Genomic DNA, 13304 nt, shown 5'->3' with positions numbered 1-13304 from the left:
GCCGGAGGACCGTCCGTCAGAAGACCGACTCGGCCTCGCGCATGCGGTCCTCGGGAACCGTCTTCAGGCGGGTCACCGCCTCCGCCAGCGGCACCATCACCACGTCCGTGCCGCGCAGGGCCGTCATCCTGCCGAAGTCACCCCGGTGGGCGGCCTCCACCGCGTGCCAGCCGAAGCGGGTCGCGAGGACGCGGTCGTACGGCGTGGGCGTGCCGCCGCGCTGCACGTGCCCGAGGATGACCGGCCGGGCCTCCTTGCCGAGGCGCTTCTCCAGCTCGACGGCGAGGCGGTTGCCGATGCCCTGGAAGCGCTCGTGGCCGTACTGGTCGATCTCGCCCTTCTGGTAGTCCATCGAGCCCTCGGCCGGGTGGGCGCCCTCGGCGACGCAGATGACGGCGAACTTCTTGCCGCGCGCGAAGCGTTCCTCGACCATCTTGACCAGGTCGTCGACCTCGAAGGGACGCTCCGGGAGGCAGATGCCGTGGGCGCCGCCGGCCATGCCGGACTCCAGCGCGATCCAGCCGGCGTGCCGGCCCATCACCTCGACGACCATCACGCGCTGGTGGGACTCGGCGGTGGTCTTGAGGCGGTCCATGGCCTCGGTCGCGACGCCGACGGCGGTGTCGAAGCCGAAGGTGCGGTCGGTGGAGGAGATGTCGTTGTCGATGGTCTTCGGGACGCCGACGACGGGCATGCCGGCGTCGGACAGCATCCGGGCGGCGGTCAGGGTGCCCTCGCCGCCGATCGGGATGAGGACGTCGATGCCGTAGGTGCGGGCCAGGTCGGGGGCGGACTCGGCGGCCTCGCGGAGCCGGTTGCGCTCCAGCCGGGCGGAGCCGAGGATCGTGCCGCCGCGGGCGAGGATGCCGCTGACCGCGTTGAGGTCGAGGGGCCGGTAGTGGCCGTCGAGGAGTCCCTTGAACCCGTCCTCGAAGCCGATGACCTCGTCGCCGTGGCCGGTCAGCGCCCGGTGCACGACCGACCGGATCACTGCGTTCAGGCCGGGGCAGTCGCCGCCTGCGGTGAGAACTCCGATGCGCATCGTGCTGTGTCTCCTGCTCGGTCGCGGTCCTTTGAGCCACCGCAATTCTCACACGCCGGGCCTGAGGGCCGCCTTCGGCGCGGCGGCGCGCGCCCCCCACCGCGGCCCCGTCCCGGCCCCCTAGCCTTCCTCGTGGAGGGCTCCGGGAGGCCTTGTGGCCCAAGGTTCGGGGCCTTTCGTCCGGCGGGCGTCGTACCGAGCTGCGGGGGTATTGTCAAGGGGGTAATGCCGCCCTATCGGTGTGTTCTGCGCACCGGAGATTGACCCAGGGGACGAGCCCCGTACCGCAGGACTGGACAGGAGACCACGGCGTGACGCGCAGCGTGTACGTGACCGGGATCGACCGCGGGGACGGCCGCCAGGTCGTCGAGCTGGGAGTCATGGAGCTCCTCACCCGCCAGGTGGACCGGGTGGGGGTGTTCCGGCCGCTCGTGCACGACGGACCCGACCGCCTGTTCGAGCTGCTGCGGGCGCGCTACCGGCTCTCCCAGGACCCCGCGACCGTCTACGGCATGGACTACCACGAGGCCTCCGCGCTGCAGGCCGAGCGGGGCACCGACGAACTGGTCTCCCGCCTCGTCGACCGCTTCCACGCGGTGGCCCGCGACTACGAGGTCGTCCTCGTCCTCGGTACGGACTTCGCGGCCACCCAGCTCCCCGACGAGCTGGCGCTCAACGCCCGCCTGGCCAACGAGTTCGGCGCCTCGGTCATCCCCGTCGTGGGCGGCAAGGGCCAGCCGGCCGAGTCCGTGCGGGCCGAGGCGCGCAACGCCTTCCGGGCGTACGACGGCCTGGGCTGCGACGTGCTCGCGATGGTCGTCAACCGGGTCGCGGCCGAGGACCGGGAGGCCCTCGCCGAGCGGCTCGGCACCCGGCTGCCCGTCCCCTGCTACGTCCTGCCGGACGAGCCCGCGCTCGCCGCGCCCACCGTCGCCCAGATCACCCACGCGCTCGGCGCCACCGTCGTCCTCGGCGACGACGCGGGCCTCGCACGGGACGCCCTGGACTTCGTCTTCGGCGGCGCGATGCTGCCGAACTTCCTGAACGCCCTGACCCCGGGTTGCCTCGTGGTGACCCCCGGGGACCGGGCCGACCTGGTCGTCGGCGCGCTCGCCGCCCACTCGGCCGGCACCCCGCCGATCGCCGGCGTGCTGCTCACGCTCAACGAGCGGCCGAGCGAGGAGATCCTGACCCTGGCGGCCCGGCTCGCGCCCGGCACGCCCGTCATCTCCGTACCCGGCAACAGCTTCCCGACCGCCGCCGAACTCTTCGCCCTCGAAGGCAAGCTGAACGCCGCCACCCCGCGCAAGGCGGAGACCGCGCTCGGCCTGTTCGAGCGGCACGTGGACACCGCCGACCTGCTCAAGCGGGTCTCGGTGGCCCGCAGCGGCCGGGTCACCCCGATGATGTTCGAGCACGAGCTGCTGGAGCAGGCGCGTGCCGACCGCCGCCGGGTGGTGCTCCCCGAGGGCACCGAGGAGCGGGTGCTGCGCGCCGCCGACGTCCTCATCCGCCGCGACGTCTGCGACCTGACCCTGCTGGGTGACGTGGAGACCATCCGCAGGAAGGCCGCCGACCTGAGCGTGAACCTGGGCGACACGCAGCTGATCGACCCGCAGACCTCGGAGCTGCGGGACGCGTTCGCCGAGAAGTACGCGGCGCTGCGCGCCCACAAGGGCGTCAGTGTGGAGCTCGCGTACGACGTCGTGTCGGACGTGAACTACTTCGGCACGCTCATGGTGCAGGAGGGGCTGGCCGACGGCATGGTCTCCGGCTCCGTGCACTCCACGGCGGCGACCATCCGGCCCGCCTTCGAGATCATCAAGACCAAGCCGGACGCGTCGATCGTCTCCTCCGTCTTCTTCATGTGCCTCGCCGACAAGGTGCTGGTGTACGGCGACTGCGCGGTCAACCCGGACCCGGACGCGGAGCAGCTCGCCGACATCGCCGTCCAGTCGGCGGCGACCGCGGCGCGCTTCGGCGTGGAGCCGAGGATCGCCATGCTGTCGTACTCGACGGGCACCTCCGGCTCGGGCGCCGACGTCGACAAGGTGCGGGAGGCCACGAAGCTGGTCCGGGAGTCCCGGCCGGACCTGCGGATCGAGGGCCCGATCCAGTACGACGCGGCGGTCGAGCCGTCCGTCGCCGCGACCAAGCTGCCGGAGTCGGAGGTGGCGGGGCAGGCGACCGTGCTGATCTTCCCGGACCTGAACACCGGCAACAACACGTACAAGGCGGTGCAGCGGTCGGCCGGCGCCGTGGCCGTGGGGCCGGTCCTCCAGGGCCTGCGCAAGCCGGTGAACGACCTCTCGCGCGGCGCCTTGGTCAGCGACATCGTGAACACCGTCGCCATCACGGCGATCCAGTCCCAGAATCCCGCCGCGTCCGCCCCGTCCGACCGTTCCGCCCAGGGTCAGGAGCTTCCCGCATGACCGCCCCCACTCCCGCCGCCCCCGCCGACTCCTCCCGGGCCCCGTCCTCCGGCGCCCCGACACGGGTCCTCGTCCTCAACTCGGGCTCCTCGTCGGTGAAGTACCAGCTGCTCGACATGGAGGACGGCGCGCGGCTCGCGGCCGGTCTGGTGGAGCGCATCGGCGAGGAGACCTCGCGGCTCGCGCACACCCCGCTGAAGGAGGGCGGCGAGCGGCGTGAGCGGACCGGTCCGATCGCCGACCACGCGGCCGCGCTGAAGGCGGTCGCCGAGGAGCTGACGGCGGACGGGCTCGGCCTGGACTCCCCCGAGCTGGCGGCGATCGGTCACCGGGTGGTGCACGGCGGACTGCGGTTCACCGAGCCGACGGTCATCGACGACGCGGTGCTCGCGGAGATCGAGCGCCTGGTGCCGGTGGCGCCGCTGCACAACCCGGCGAACCTGGTCGGCATCCGTACGGCGATGGACCTGCGCCCCGACCTGCCGCAGGTGGCGGTCTTCGACACCGCCTTCCACACGACGATGCCGGAGTCGGCGGCCCGGTACGCGATCGACGTCGAGACGGCGGACGCGCACCGCATCCGCCGGTACGGCTTCCACGGCACCTCGCACGCGTACGTCTCCCGGGAGACGGCGCGGCTGCTCGGCAAGGCGCCGGAGGAGGTGAACGTGATCGTGCTGCACCTGGGCAACGGCGCGTCCGCGTCCGCCGTGCGCGGCGGCCGGTGCGTCGACACCTCCATGGGCCTGACCCCGCTGGAGGGCCTGGTCATGGGGACCCGCTCGGGCGACGTCGACCCGGCGGTCACCTTCCACCTCAAGCGGGTGGCCGGGATGTCCGAGGACGAGGTCGACGTCCTCCTCAACAAGCGGTCCGGTCTGATCGGCCTCTGCGGCGACAACGACATGCGGGAGATCCGCCGGCGGGTCGAGGAGGGCGACGAGCGGGCGGCGCTCGCGTTCGACATCTACATCCACCGCCTGAAGAAGTACATCGGCGCCTACTACGCGGTGCTCGGCCGGGTGGACGCGGTGGCGTTCACGGCGGGGGTGGGTGAGAACGCGGCCGCGGTACGGGAGGCTGCCGTCGCGGGCCTGGAGGAGCTGGGGCTCGCGGTGGACGCGGACCTCAACGCCGTGCGTTCCGGCGGGGCACGGATCATCTCGCCGGAGTACGCGCGGGTGGCGGTCGCCGTGGTGCCGACGGACGAGGAGCTGGAGATCGCCCGGCAGACCTTCGCTCTGGTGGCGCCCGCGCCGTAGAAGTGAACGCCTGAGCGGGACCGCGCCCATTTGTACTTTCCGCCAGTCGGAATATTCCGCAGTGAAACAAACCGATAGGATCCGCCTCATGCGCCGTTCCAAAATCGTCTGCACGCTGGGCCCCGCCGTCGACTCGTATGAGCAGCTGAAGGCTCTCATCGAGGCCGGCATGAACGTGGCCCGCTTCAACATGAGCCACGGAACCCAGGCAGAGCACCAGGAGCGGTACGACCGCCTCCGCAGGGCGGTGGCCGACACCGGCCGCGCCGTCGGTGTGCTCGCCGACCTCCAGGGCCCCAAGATCCGACTGGAGACCTTCGCGGAGGGTCCGGTCGAGCTGGTGCGCGGTGACGAGTTCACCATCACCACCGAGGACGTCCCGGGCGACAAGTCCATCTGCGGCACCACCTACAAGGGCCTGCCCGGGGACGTCTCCAAGGGCGACCAGGTCCTGATCAACGACGGCAACGTCGAACTGCGGGTCGTCGAGGTCGAGGGCCCCCGGGTCAAGACGATCGTGGTCGAGGGCGGTGTCATCTCCGACCACAAGGGCATCAACCTGCCCGGCGCGGCGGTCAACGTCCCGGCCCTGTCCGAGAAGGACGTCGAGGACCTCCGCTTCGCGCTGCGCATGGGCTGCGACATGGTCGCGCTCTCCTTCGTCCGCAACGCCGACGACGTCAAGGACGTCCACAAGGTGATGGACGAGGAGGGCCGCCGGGTCCCCGTCATCGCCAAGGTGGAGAAGCCGCAGGCCGTCGAGAACATGGTGGACGTCGTCGCCGCCTTCGACGCGGTCATGGTGGCCCGGGGCGACCTCGCCGTGGAGTACCCGCTGGAGCGCGTCCCGATGGTGCAGAAGCGCCTGGTCGAGATGTGCCGCCGCAACGCCAAGCCGGTCATCGTCGCCACCCAGATGATGGAGTCGATGATCACCAACTCGCGGCCGACCCGCGCCGAGGCGAGCGACGTCGCCAACGCGATCCTGGACGGCGCGGACGCGGTCATGCTCTCGGCCGAGTCCTCGGTCGGCGCGTACCCGATCGAGACCGTCAAGACGATGTCGAAGATCGTCGCGGCGGCCGAGGAGGAGCTGCTCTCCAAGGGCCTCCAGCCCCTGGTCCCCGGCAAGAAGCCCCGCACCCAGGGCGGCTCCGTCGCCCGCGCGGCCTGCGAGATCGCGGACTTCCTGGACGGCAAGGCCCTGGTCGCCTTCACCAAGTCCGGTGACACGGCCCGCCGCCTGTCCCGCTACCGCGCCTCCCAGCCGATCCTCGCCTTCACGACGGACGAGTCGACCCGCAACCAGCTCACCCTGAGCTGGGGCGTCGAGTCCTTCCTCGCCCCCTTCGTGGAGACCACCGACGCGATGGTCGACCACGTCGACGCCGAGCTCCTGAAGCTCCAGCGCTACAACGAGGGCGACCTGATGGTCATCACCGCCGGCTCCCCGCCCGGCGTCCCGGGCACCACGAACATGGTCCGCGTCCACCACCTGGGCGGCGGCAAGCGCGACTGACGCGTGCGCCGAGACCGACCACGGTGGGCCGCACTCCCCGGAAAGGGGGTGCGGCCCACCGCCGTACGGACGATCAGTTGGGTTCGATCGTGTTGTGGAGGCCCTTGACCGTCAGGGTGCCGCCGAACTGGCCGGCCTGGCGGACCGTGACGTCGGTGAACATGGCGTACGGGACGTCCACCGGCGGCGGGGTCTCCGGGCTGAAGGTGACCGGGAAGATGCCGAAGAGGTTTCCCTTCAGCTCCTCGGTGTACATGGTCACCGTGCCCCCGGTGATGGTCGAGTCCGAGTCCCGCTCCGAACGGACGTGGCCGGTGAAGCCCGGCGAATGGACCGTCAGCTGGTGGAGGTCCTTGATCACGACGCCGTCGCTCGCGGTGAACTTCAGCGCCTTCTTGATCTTGCCGCTGCCGGTCTTCACCTCCACGATGCCGTGGTACTTCAGGCCCTTGAGGGTGAGCTTCGTGCTCTCCAGGCGCCAGGGGTCGTCCGGGAGCAGCGGGATCCCCGGCTCCAGTTCGGCCGCGGCGAGCGCCTCCGGGTCCGGCACGGGGCACGGGAACCGGGGCTTGGCGCCCTCGGGGATGTCCTCGTCCTTCTTGGGGTCGAGGCCCTTGGCGCTCTCCGGGAGCTCCTGGACGGCGGCGCCCGCCTCCCCGGCCGCCTTCTCGATGCCCTCCCTGACCGCGTCGGCCGCCGGGTCGGCGGTCCGCGTCGGCCGGGGAGCGGTCGGGGCGGGAGCGGTGGCCGTGGGGGCGGTCGTCCCCGGAACGGACGGTGCGTCGGGTTCCACGACCGGCTTCACGGGGGACGGAGCGGTCGTCGCCGGAGCCGGAGCCGGGGTCGTCGGCGCCGCCGGTGCGGTGGCCGCCGGCTTGGCCTGTGGACCGTCGAAAAGGTCCTTCAAGGCGTCGCCCACGCCCAGCGGGTCGAGCGGGTTGACCGACTTCGTCGGCGTCGGCGTCGGGGTGGGCGTGGCGGTCGGGGTCGGCGTGGCGGTGGGCGCCGGGGCCGTCGTGGCGGGTGCCCGCTCCCCCGCCCCCTGCGTCGTCACCGGTCCGGTCCGTGTCGGGAGCGGGGTGACGGAGGGGGCCGCCGTCGGCTCGGCGGACGGGGTGGCCGTCGCCGTCGCCGTGGGCCCGGTCGTCGGGGTGGCGGTCGGCGAGGGCGTCGCGCTCTGCGTCGGCTTCGCCGAGGGCGTGGCGGTCGTCCCCTCGGGGGTCGGTTCGTCGGAGCGGGTCACGCACGGGCCGGGCGCGAAGGGGATGTCCTTCTCGTCGGCGAGGGCGAGCTTGGGCGTGAGGCCCATGCCCACGAGCACCGCGGTCGGCATGGCGGCCAGCGCCATCGCCTTGCCCGCCGGGCCCTGGATCCTGTTCAGCAGCGTCTTGCGAGGGGCCGCGTGCCGCGGACCTTTCGCGAGCGCCGGCTGGGTCTCGTCACCCCGCACTGTTCCTCCCGCCCTTGGCGTCGGTCGTCGTGTCGGTCAGCGGCTCGCCGTACGCCTCGCGCTGCTCCGGGACACCGGCCGGCACCACGACCTGGGTCTCGGCCCCGGACGCGTGGGTGGCCTCCGCGGAGGCCTCCGGCCGGCCGTCGTGCTCCGCGTCGGCGGACTCCTCGATCGGCGGGGCGGGGGCCCAGGCAACGGACATGCCACCACCGATGAGGGCGAACAGGAACCCGATGACGAGACCGCCGAAGTTCGACACGGGAATGGAGACCAGCCCCAGGACGATCGTCGCGACACCCGCGAAGACCCGGACGATGGGCTGGTACCACATCGTGAGGCCGAGCGTGACGAGGAGGACGCCGATGATCAGCGCCCCGGATCCGGCGGTCGTCTTCATGGCGAGGGTGATGTTGCCGAGCCGCATGTCCCCGTACGGGAGATAGGCGATCGGCAGGCCACCGAGGATGGTGAACAGTCCCGCCCAGAAGGGCCGGGTCTGCCGCCAGACCTTGAACCGGTTCTCCTTGGGGACTTCGCGGGAAGCGGGGATCTCGGCGCTCATGGAAACAGCTCCCTGGAAGCGGTGTTGCTGAGAAAGAAGAGGGGAGAAGCGGGTGCGGGCCGCCGGAGCGGCCCGCACCTCAGGACCGGTCAGTCCTGGAAGCACTCCTTGGAGGTGCCCCGGTGCAGGGACAGGCTCAGGTCCGGGAGCTTGAAGGTGGCGGCCGTGGTGGCCCACGCCTTCTGCTTGACCTTGGTCAGCTCGACCGAGTCGGCGCGCTGGGCGAAGCCGAACTCCTTCGCCTCGGTGCCGGGCTGGATGCCCTGGCCGCCGTCCCGCTTGGGCAGCTGGCCGGCCGCGACGCCGATGTCGATGCTCTTGAAGTCGGCGTCCGCCTTCAGGGAGGAGACGTCGAGGTAGATGTCCTTGGCCGCGACCTTGTCGGCGTCGAGACCGCTCTTGGCGGCCTGGGTGCCGGCCTCCAGGCGCAGGGTGATGTCACCGAGCCCCAGGACCGGGGTGACGACGGACTGGCACATGTTGGTGATCTTGGCCGTGTCGAAGCCGGAGACCGCGACCGGGGCGGCGAACGGCTTGCCGTCCAGGGTGTTGCCCTTGGCGATGCTGCCGTACTGGACGAACTCGGTGCCCTCCAGCCGGTCGGTGGTGACCTTGAACTCCTGGCCGGAGATCGCGAACGAAGCCGCCAGCGCACCCTGCGCCAGACCGACACCGATCGCTGCCGTCGCCGCCACGCTGGGCACCATCACGACGGCGAAACGCTTCCATCTGGTCCCGCCACGAACCTGGGACTTCATGAGAATCCTCCTTCTCGGACGTACATCTCCGGGCGGGCCGGGGCCCGTCCTGGGATGGGAGAAGTGCTACGTCCTCGGGAAGGAGAGCGCCGAGGCATCAGGCGGCGCGACGCGCGTCCGAATCACCGGCGATCACCCCCGAGCGACAACCACGTGCCGCGCGGTGCGCGCGGCCTGATTGGACAGGCCCTGCCCGGTGGGAGCAGGAACCCCCCTGTCCACGACCGGCGCCCGGGGCGCCGGCCCGCTCGGTGGGGACCTCTCCGCGGGCCCGGTGGGTGCCGGGGTGCGGTTCGGACCGAGCGTGGCCGATCGTGGTGCATTCGCGGGCGCCGCACAAGGGGGTTCATTACTGACTAGTAACGGGTGGATAACCGGGCCATGGCGGGGCGGTACCGGACGGGCACGCAGGGTGGAGGCCCGTCGCGGCCGATAGCGGAGGATTACCGGGTGAATGCGGACAGAATCGCCGGTTCGATTTACTGCAAGTAACAGCGACCCCGCATTACCAAGTTTTGGTAAAGCGGAGCCGCTGTCCGTCGCTCTGTCGCCAAATCGTCAAGCGATCCGGCCACGCCGCGTACGGCTCAGAAAAGGACGCGCGCGAGAGCCTGGCGGGCCGCCGTCACACGGGGGTCGTCGCCGCCGATCACCTCGAACAGCTCCAGGAGCCGCACCCGTGCCGCGTCCCGGTCCTCGCCCGCCGTGCGGCGGACCGCCTCGATCAGGCGGCCGAAGGCGTCCTGGACGTGGCCGCCCACCAGGTCGAGGTCGGCCGCGGCGATCTGGGCGGCGACGTCGTCCGGCTTGTCGGCGGCGTTCTTGCGGACGGCCTGCGGGTCCAGGCCCTGCACGCGGCTCAGGAGCTCCGCCTGCGCGAGGCCCAGCTTGGCCTCGGGGTGGGCCGGGTCGTCGGCGAGCACGTTCTTGTACGCCTGGACCGCGCCGGCCAGGTCGCCCGCGTCGAGCGCGGACATGGCCGCCTCCAGCAGGCCGTCGTACGGGCCGGCGGGCCGCTGCGGGGAGTCGACGCCGTCGGCGTCGCCGTCCACGGTGAGGCCGGTGAGACCGAAGCGCTCCTCGCCGACCTGGATCAGCTGGTCGAGGGTCTGCCGGATCTGGGCCTCGGGCGCGGCGCCCTGGAACAGCGGCAGTGCCTGGCCGGCGACCACCGCGAAAACGGCCGGAATTCCCTGGATGCCGAACTGCTGCATCAGCATCTGGTTGGCGTCGACGTCGATCTTCGCGAGCAGGAAGCGGCCGTTGTACTCGACGGCAAGGCGCTCCAGGAGGGGGCCGAGCTGCTTGCACGGCTCGCACCACTCGGCCCAGAAGTCGAGGACGACCGGGACCTCGGCGGAACGCTGGATGACCTCGCGCTCGAAGCCGGCCTCGTCGACGTCGATCACCAGGGCGGAGGGCGGGACCGCCGCGGAACCACCCTGCCGGGCGGCCTCGGCGCGCGCCTGCTCCGCCTTCGCCTTGGCCTCTCCGGCCGCCTTCACCGCGGCGAGGTCGACGACGCCGCTCATGGACATGTTTCGGGGCTGCATGGGTACATCCTCCCCCTTCCGCGCGCGTAACCGGTAAGCCATGGCTGAACCGTGCCGCCCGCCGCCTCCCGCCGGTGATCTCGAGACGCGCGGGCACGGGCACGGTGTGTCAACTTCGGCGACCGGGTCCCCACCCGGCGCCTCGCACCGGGTCCCCACCCGGTGCCTTTCACTGGTTGTCGCTCAGGCCGCTCAATGCCTTTCGCTACGGGTCGTAGCGTAATGGCAGACGGCGTGCCGAGGCGAGACCCCGGCGGTGAACTGCCTCACATCGCCGCCCTCTGGCGCCGTACCTACCGGCGGGTATGGTCGACGTCCATGTGTAGCCGCACCAGCCCCCGCACCAGCCGTACCGGTCGCCCCCGCTCCACGGAGGCCGACGCGGCCATCCTGGAGGCGACCCGTGCCGCCCTGGTCGAACTCGGCTGGTCGAAGCTCACCATGGGGGACGTCGCCACGCGCGCCGGGGTTGCCAAGACCACCCTCTACCGCCGGTGGGCCAACAAGAGCGAACTCGTCGTGGACGCGGTCGCCGTCCTCTTCGACGAACTCGAACTGCCCGATCTCGGTTCCCTGCGGGCCGACATCGAGCACGTGGTGCTCCAGTTCGCCGCCCTCCTCGAACGCCCCGAGACCAAGACCGCCCTCATGGCGGTGGTCGCCGAGTCCACCCGTGACGAGCCGCTGCGCGAACGCATCCGCTCCTCGATCGTCGACCGCCAGAAGCGCCTGGTCCTGGACGGCCGCCGGCGGGCGCAGCTGCGCGGCGAACTCCCGGTCGACCGGGACCCGGAGACGGTGGAGGCCACCGACGGCCTCATTTTCGACGTGATCGCGGGCGCGGTGGTGCACCGCGCCCTGGTGAGCGCCGAGCCGGTGGACGCGGACTGGGTGGGCCGGCTCTCGGCCCTCCTGGTGGGAGGCCTGGGAGCAGTGGCCGCCGGCCCGTAGAGGGCACGTGCGCGAAGGGGCGGTACGGGAGACCCGTACCGCCCCTTCGGCAGGTGGCCGGTCAGAAGCCCGGGGGCTCCGTGTAGACGCCCCACTCGTCCCGCAGCGCGTCGCAGATCTCGCCGAGGGTGGCCTCGGCGCGTACGGCGTCGAGCATCGGGCCGATCATGTTCGAGCCGTCCCGGGCCGCCGCCAGCATGGCGTCCAGGCAGGCGCGCACCTTGGCGTCGTCGCGGTGGGCCTTGCGCTCGGCGAGCGCGCGGACCTGCTCGCGCTCGACCTCGTGGCTGACCCGCAGGATCTCCAGGTCGCCGGTGACGGAGCCGTGGTGGACGTTGACGCCGACGACCCTCTTCTCGCCCTTCTCCAGCGCCTGCTGGTAGCGGAAGGCGGACTCGGCGATCTCTCCGGTGAACCAGCCGTCCTCGATGCCGCGGAGGATGCCGGAGGTCATCGGGCCGATGGGGTGCTGACCGTCCGGGTGGGCGCGGCGGCCGCGCTCCTTGATCTGGTCGAAGATCTTCTCGGCGTCGGCCTCGATCCGGTCGGTGAGCTGCTCGACGTACCAGGAACCGCCCAGCGGGTCGGCGACGTTGGCGACGCCGGTCTCCTCCATGAGGACCTGCTGGGTGCGGAGCGCGATCTCGGCGGCCTGCTCGCTGGGGAGGGCGAGGGTCTCGTCGAGGGCGTTGGTGTGGAGCGAGTTGGTGCCGCCGAGGACCGCGGAGAGCGCCTCGACCGCGGTGCGCACGACGTTGTTGTACGGCTGCTGGGCGGTGAGGGAGACACCGGCGGTCTGGGTGTGGAAGCGGAGCCACTGGGCCTTGTCGGTCTTCGCGCCGTACACCTCCTTCATCCAGCGGGCCCAGATGCGGCGGGCGGCGCGGAACTTGGCGATCTCCTCGAAGAAGTCGAGGTGCGCGTCGAAGAAGAAGGAGAGGCCGGGGGCGAAGACGTCGACGTCCAGGCCGCGGGAGAGACCGAGCTCCACGTAGCCGAAGCCGTCGGCGAGGGTGTAGGCGAGTTCCTGCGCGGCCGTCGCCCCGGCCTCGCGGATGTGGTACCCGGAGACGGAGAGCGGCTTGTACGCGGGGATCCTCGCCGCGCAGTGCTCCATGAGGTCGCCGATGAGGCGCAGGTGGGGCTCGGGCTCGAACAGCCACTCCTTCTGCGCGATGTACTCCTTGAAGATGTCGGTCTGGAGCGTGCCGTTGAGGACGCCCGGGTCGACGCCCTGGCGCTCGGCGGCGACGAGGTACATGCAGAAGACGGGGACGGCCGGGCCGGAGATCGTCATCGAGGTGGTGACGTCGCCGAGCGGGATGTCCTTGAAGAGGACCTCCATGTCGGCGGCGGAGTCGATGGCGACACCGCAGTGGCCGACCTCGCCGAGCGAGCGGGGGTCGTCGGAGTCGCGTCCCATGAGGGTGGGCATGTCGAAGGCGACCGAGAGGCCGCCGCCGCCCGCCGCGAGGATCATCTTGTAGCGCTCGTTGGTCTGCTCGGCGTTGCCGAAGCCGGCGAACTGGCGGATGGTCCAGGTCCGGCCGCGGTAGCCGGTGGGGTGCAGGCCGCGGGTGAAGGGGTACTCGCCGGGCCAGCCGATCCGCTCGAAGCCCTCGTACGTGTCCCCGGGCCGGGGGCCGTAGACGGGCTCGACCGGGTCCCCGGACAGCGTCGTGAAATCGGCGTCGCGCTTGCGGGCCTTGTCGTAACGGGCCTGCCAGCGGCGGCGGCCCTCCTCGATCGCGTCAGCGTCCATACGATCGAAT

At 71.6% G+C, this 13304-nt stretch carries 10 protein-coding genes; 4 read left to right on the top strand and 6 right to left on the bottom strand.

Going from position 1 to position 13304, the window contains the following annotated elements; all coding sequences use genetic code 11:
• Positions 1-16 precede the first annotated feature (16 nt).
• Positions 17-1042: an ATP-dependent 6-phosphofructokinase gene (locus tag ABTY40_RS15290; RefSeq protein WP_345285465.1), complete on the bottom strand. Its 1026-nt coding sequence runs from the start codon at positions 1040-1042 to the stop codon at positions 17-19.
• A 311-nt stretch (positions 1043-1353) separates the two neighbouring features.
• On the opposite strand from ABTY40_RS15290, the gene pta reads away from it, so the two are divergent.
• The 3 genes from pta to pyk all read left to right on the top strand — a co-directional run bounded on the left by pta (position 1354) and on the right by pyk (position 6255).
• Positions 1354-3474 (top strand): phosphate acetyltransferase, encoded by a 2121-nt coding sequence (pta, locus tag ABTY40_RS15285; protein ID WP_352059903.1) that lies wholly within the window; start codon positions 1354-1356, stop codon positions 3472-3474.
• The gene (locus tag ABTY40_RS15280; RefSeq protein ID WP_352059902.1) at positions 3471-4736 is read left to right on the top strand and encodes an acetate kinase; all 1266 of its coding nucleotides are present in this window, start codon (positions 3471-3473) and stop codon (positions 4734-4736) included. The genes pta and ABTY40_RS15280 overlap by 4 nt, the downstream gene beginning before the upstream one ends.
• A gap of 88 nt (positions 4737-4824) precedes the next feature.
• Entirely contained in the window at positions 4825-6255 is a 1431-nt protein-coding gene (gene pyk / locus ABTY40_RS15275; protein WP_352059901.1) for a pyruvate kinase, read from the top strand.
• Positions 6256-6328: 73 nt separating this feature from the next.
• Here pyk and ABTY40_RS15270 read toward each other — a convergent pair whose 3' ends face one another.
• From ABTY40_RS15270 to ABTY40_RS15255, 4 genes are all read right to left on the bottom strand, one after another.
• Positions 6329-7705, bottom strand: coding sequence for a hypothetical protein (locus ABTY40_RS15270; RefSeq protein ID WP_352059900.1), 1377 nt, complete (start codon positions 7703-7705; stop codon positions 6329-6331).
• A complete protein-coding gene (locus ABTY40_RS15265; RefSeq protein WP_352059899.1) occupies positions 7695-8270 on the bottom strand; it encodes a DUF6114 domain-containing protein in 576 nt (191 codons plus the stop codon). Before ABTY40_RS15265 ends, ABTY40_RS15270 begins: the two co-directional genes overlap by 11 nt.
• 89 nt (positions 8271-8359) lie before the next feature.
• Positions 8360-9028 (bottom strand): DUF6230 family protein, encoded by a 669-nt coding sequence (locus tag ABTY40_RS15260; protein WP_352059898.1) that lies wholly within the window; start codon positions 9026-9028, stop codon positions 8360-8362.
• A 587-nt stretch (positions 9029-9615) separates the two neighbouring features.
• Positions 9616-10581, bottom strand: coding sequence for a tetratricopeptide repeat protein (locus ABTY40_RS15255; protein ID WP_352059897.1), 966 nt, complete (start codon positions 10579-10581; stop codon positions 9616-9618).
• Positions 10582-10899: 318 nt separating this feature from the next.
• Here ABTY40_RS15255 and ABTY40_RS15250 point away from each other — a divergent pair, with 318 nt between their 5' ends.
• Positions 10900-11532, top strand: coding sequence for a TetR/AcrR family transcriptional regulator (locus ABTY40_RS15250; RefSeq protein WP_352059896.1), 633 nt, complete (start codon positions 10900-10902; stop codon positions 11530-11532).
• A 61-nt stretch (positions 11533-11593) separates the two neighbouring features.
• Here the strand turns inward: ABTY40_RS15250 and icmA are convergent, their stop codons facing one another.
• Positions 11594-13294, bottom strand: a complete 1701-nt coding sequence (icmA, locus tag ABTY40_RS15245; RefSeq protein ID WP_352059895.1) for a coenzyme B12-dependent isobutyryl-CoA mutase large subunit — start codon at positions 13292-13294, stop codon at positions 11594-11596.
• Positions 13295-13304 lie beyond the last annotated feature (10 nt).

Origin of the sequence: Streptomyces sp. NPDC126503 (assembly GCF_040302405.1) — a bacterium.
Lineage (GTDB): Bacteria > Actinomycetota > Actinomycetes > Streptomycetales > Streptomycetaceae > Streptomyces > Streptomyces gulbargensis.
Note: the sequence above shows the minus strand (reverse complement) of the source record. Positions and strands in the feature narration are given on the sequence as shown.

Coding starts and splice junctions, on each gene's coding strand:
- ABTY40_RS15290 (WP_345285465.1), bottom strand. CDS start 1,042: ATGCGCATCGGAGTTCTCACCGCAGGCGGCGACTGCCCCGGCCTGAAC.
- ABTY40_RS15280 (WP_352059902.1), top strand. CDS start 3,471: ATGACCGCCCCCACTCCCGCCGCCCCCGCCGACTCCTCCCGGGCCCCG.
- pyk (WP_352059901.1), top strand. CDS start 4,825: ATGCGCCGTTCCAAAATCGTCTGCACGCTGGGCCCCGCCGTCGACTCG.
- ABTY40_RS15265 (WP_352059899.1), bottom strand. CDS start 8,270: ATGAGCGCCGAGATCCCCGCTTCCCGCGAAGTCCCCAAGGAGAACCGG.
- ABTY40_RS15260 (WP_352059898.1), bottom strand. CDS start 9,028: ATGAAGTCCCAGGTTCGTGGCGGGACCAGATGGAAGCGTTTCGCCGTC.
- ABTY40_RS15255 (WP_352059897.1), bottom strand. CDS start 10,581: ATGCAGCCCCGAAACATGTCCATGAGCGGCGTCGTCGACCTCGCCGCG.
- ABTY40_RS15250 (WP_352059896.1), top strand. CDS start 10,900: ATGTGTAGCCGCACCAGCCCCCGCACCAGCCGTACCGGTCGCCCCCGC.
- icmA (WP_352059895.1), bottom strand. CDS start 13,294: ATGGACGCTGACGCGATCGAGGAGGGCCGCCGCCGCTGGCAGGCCCGT.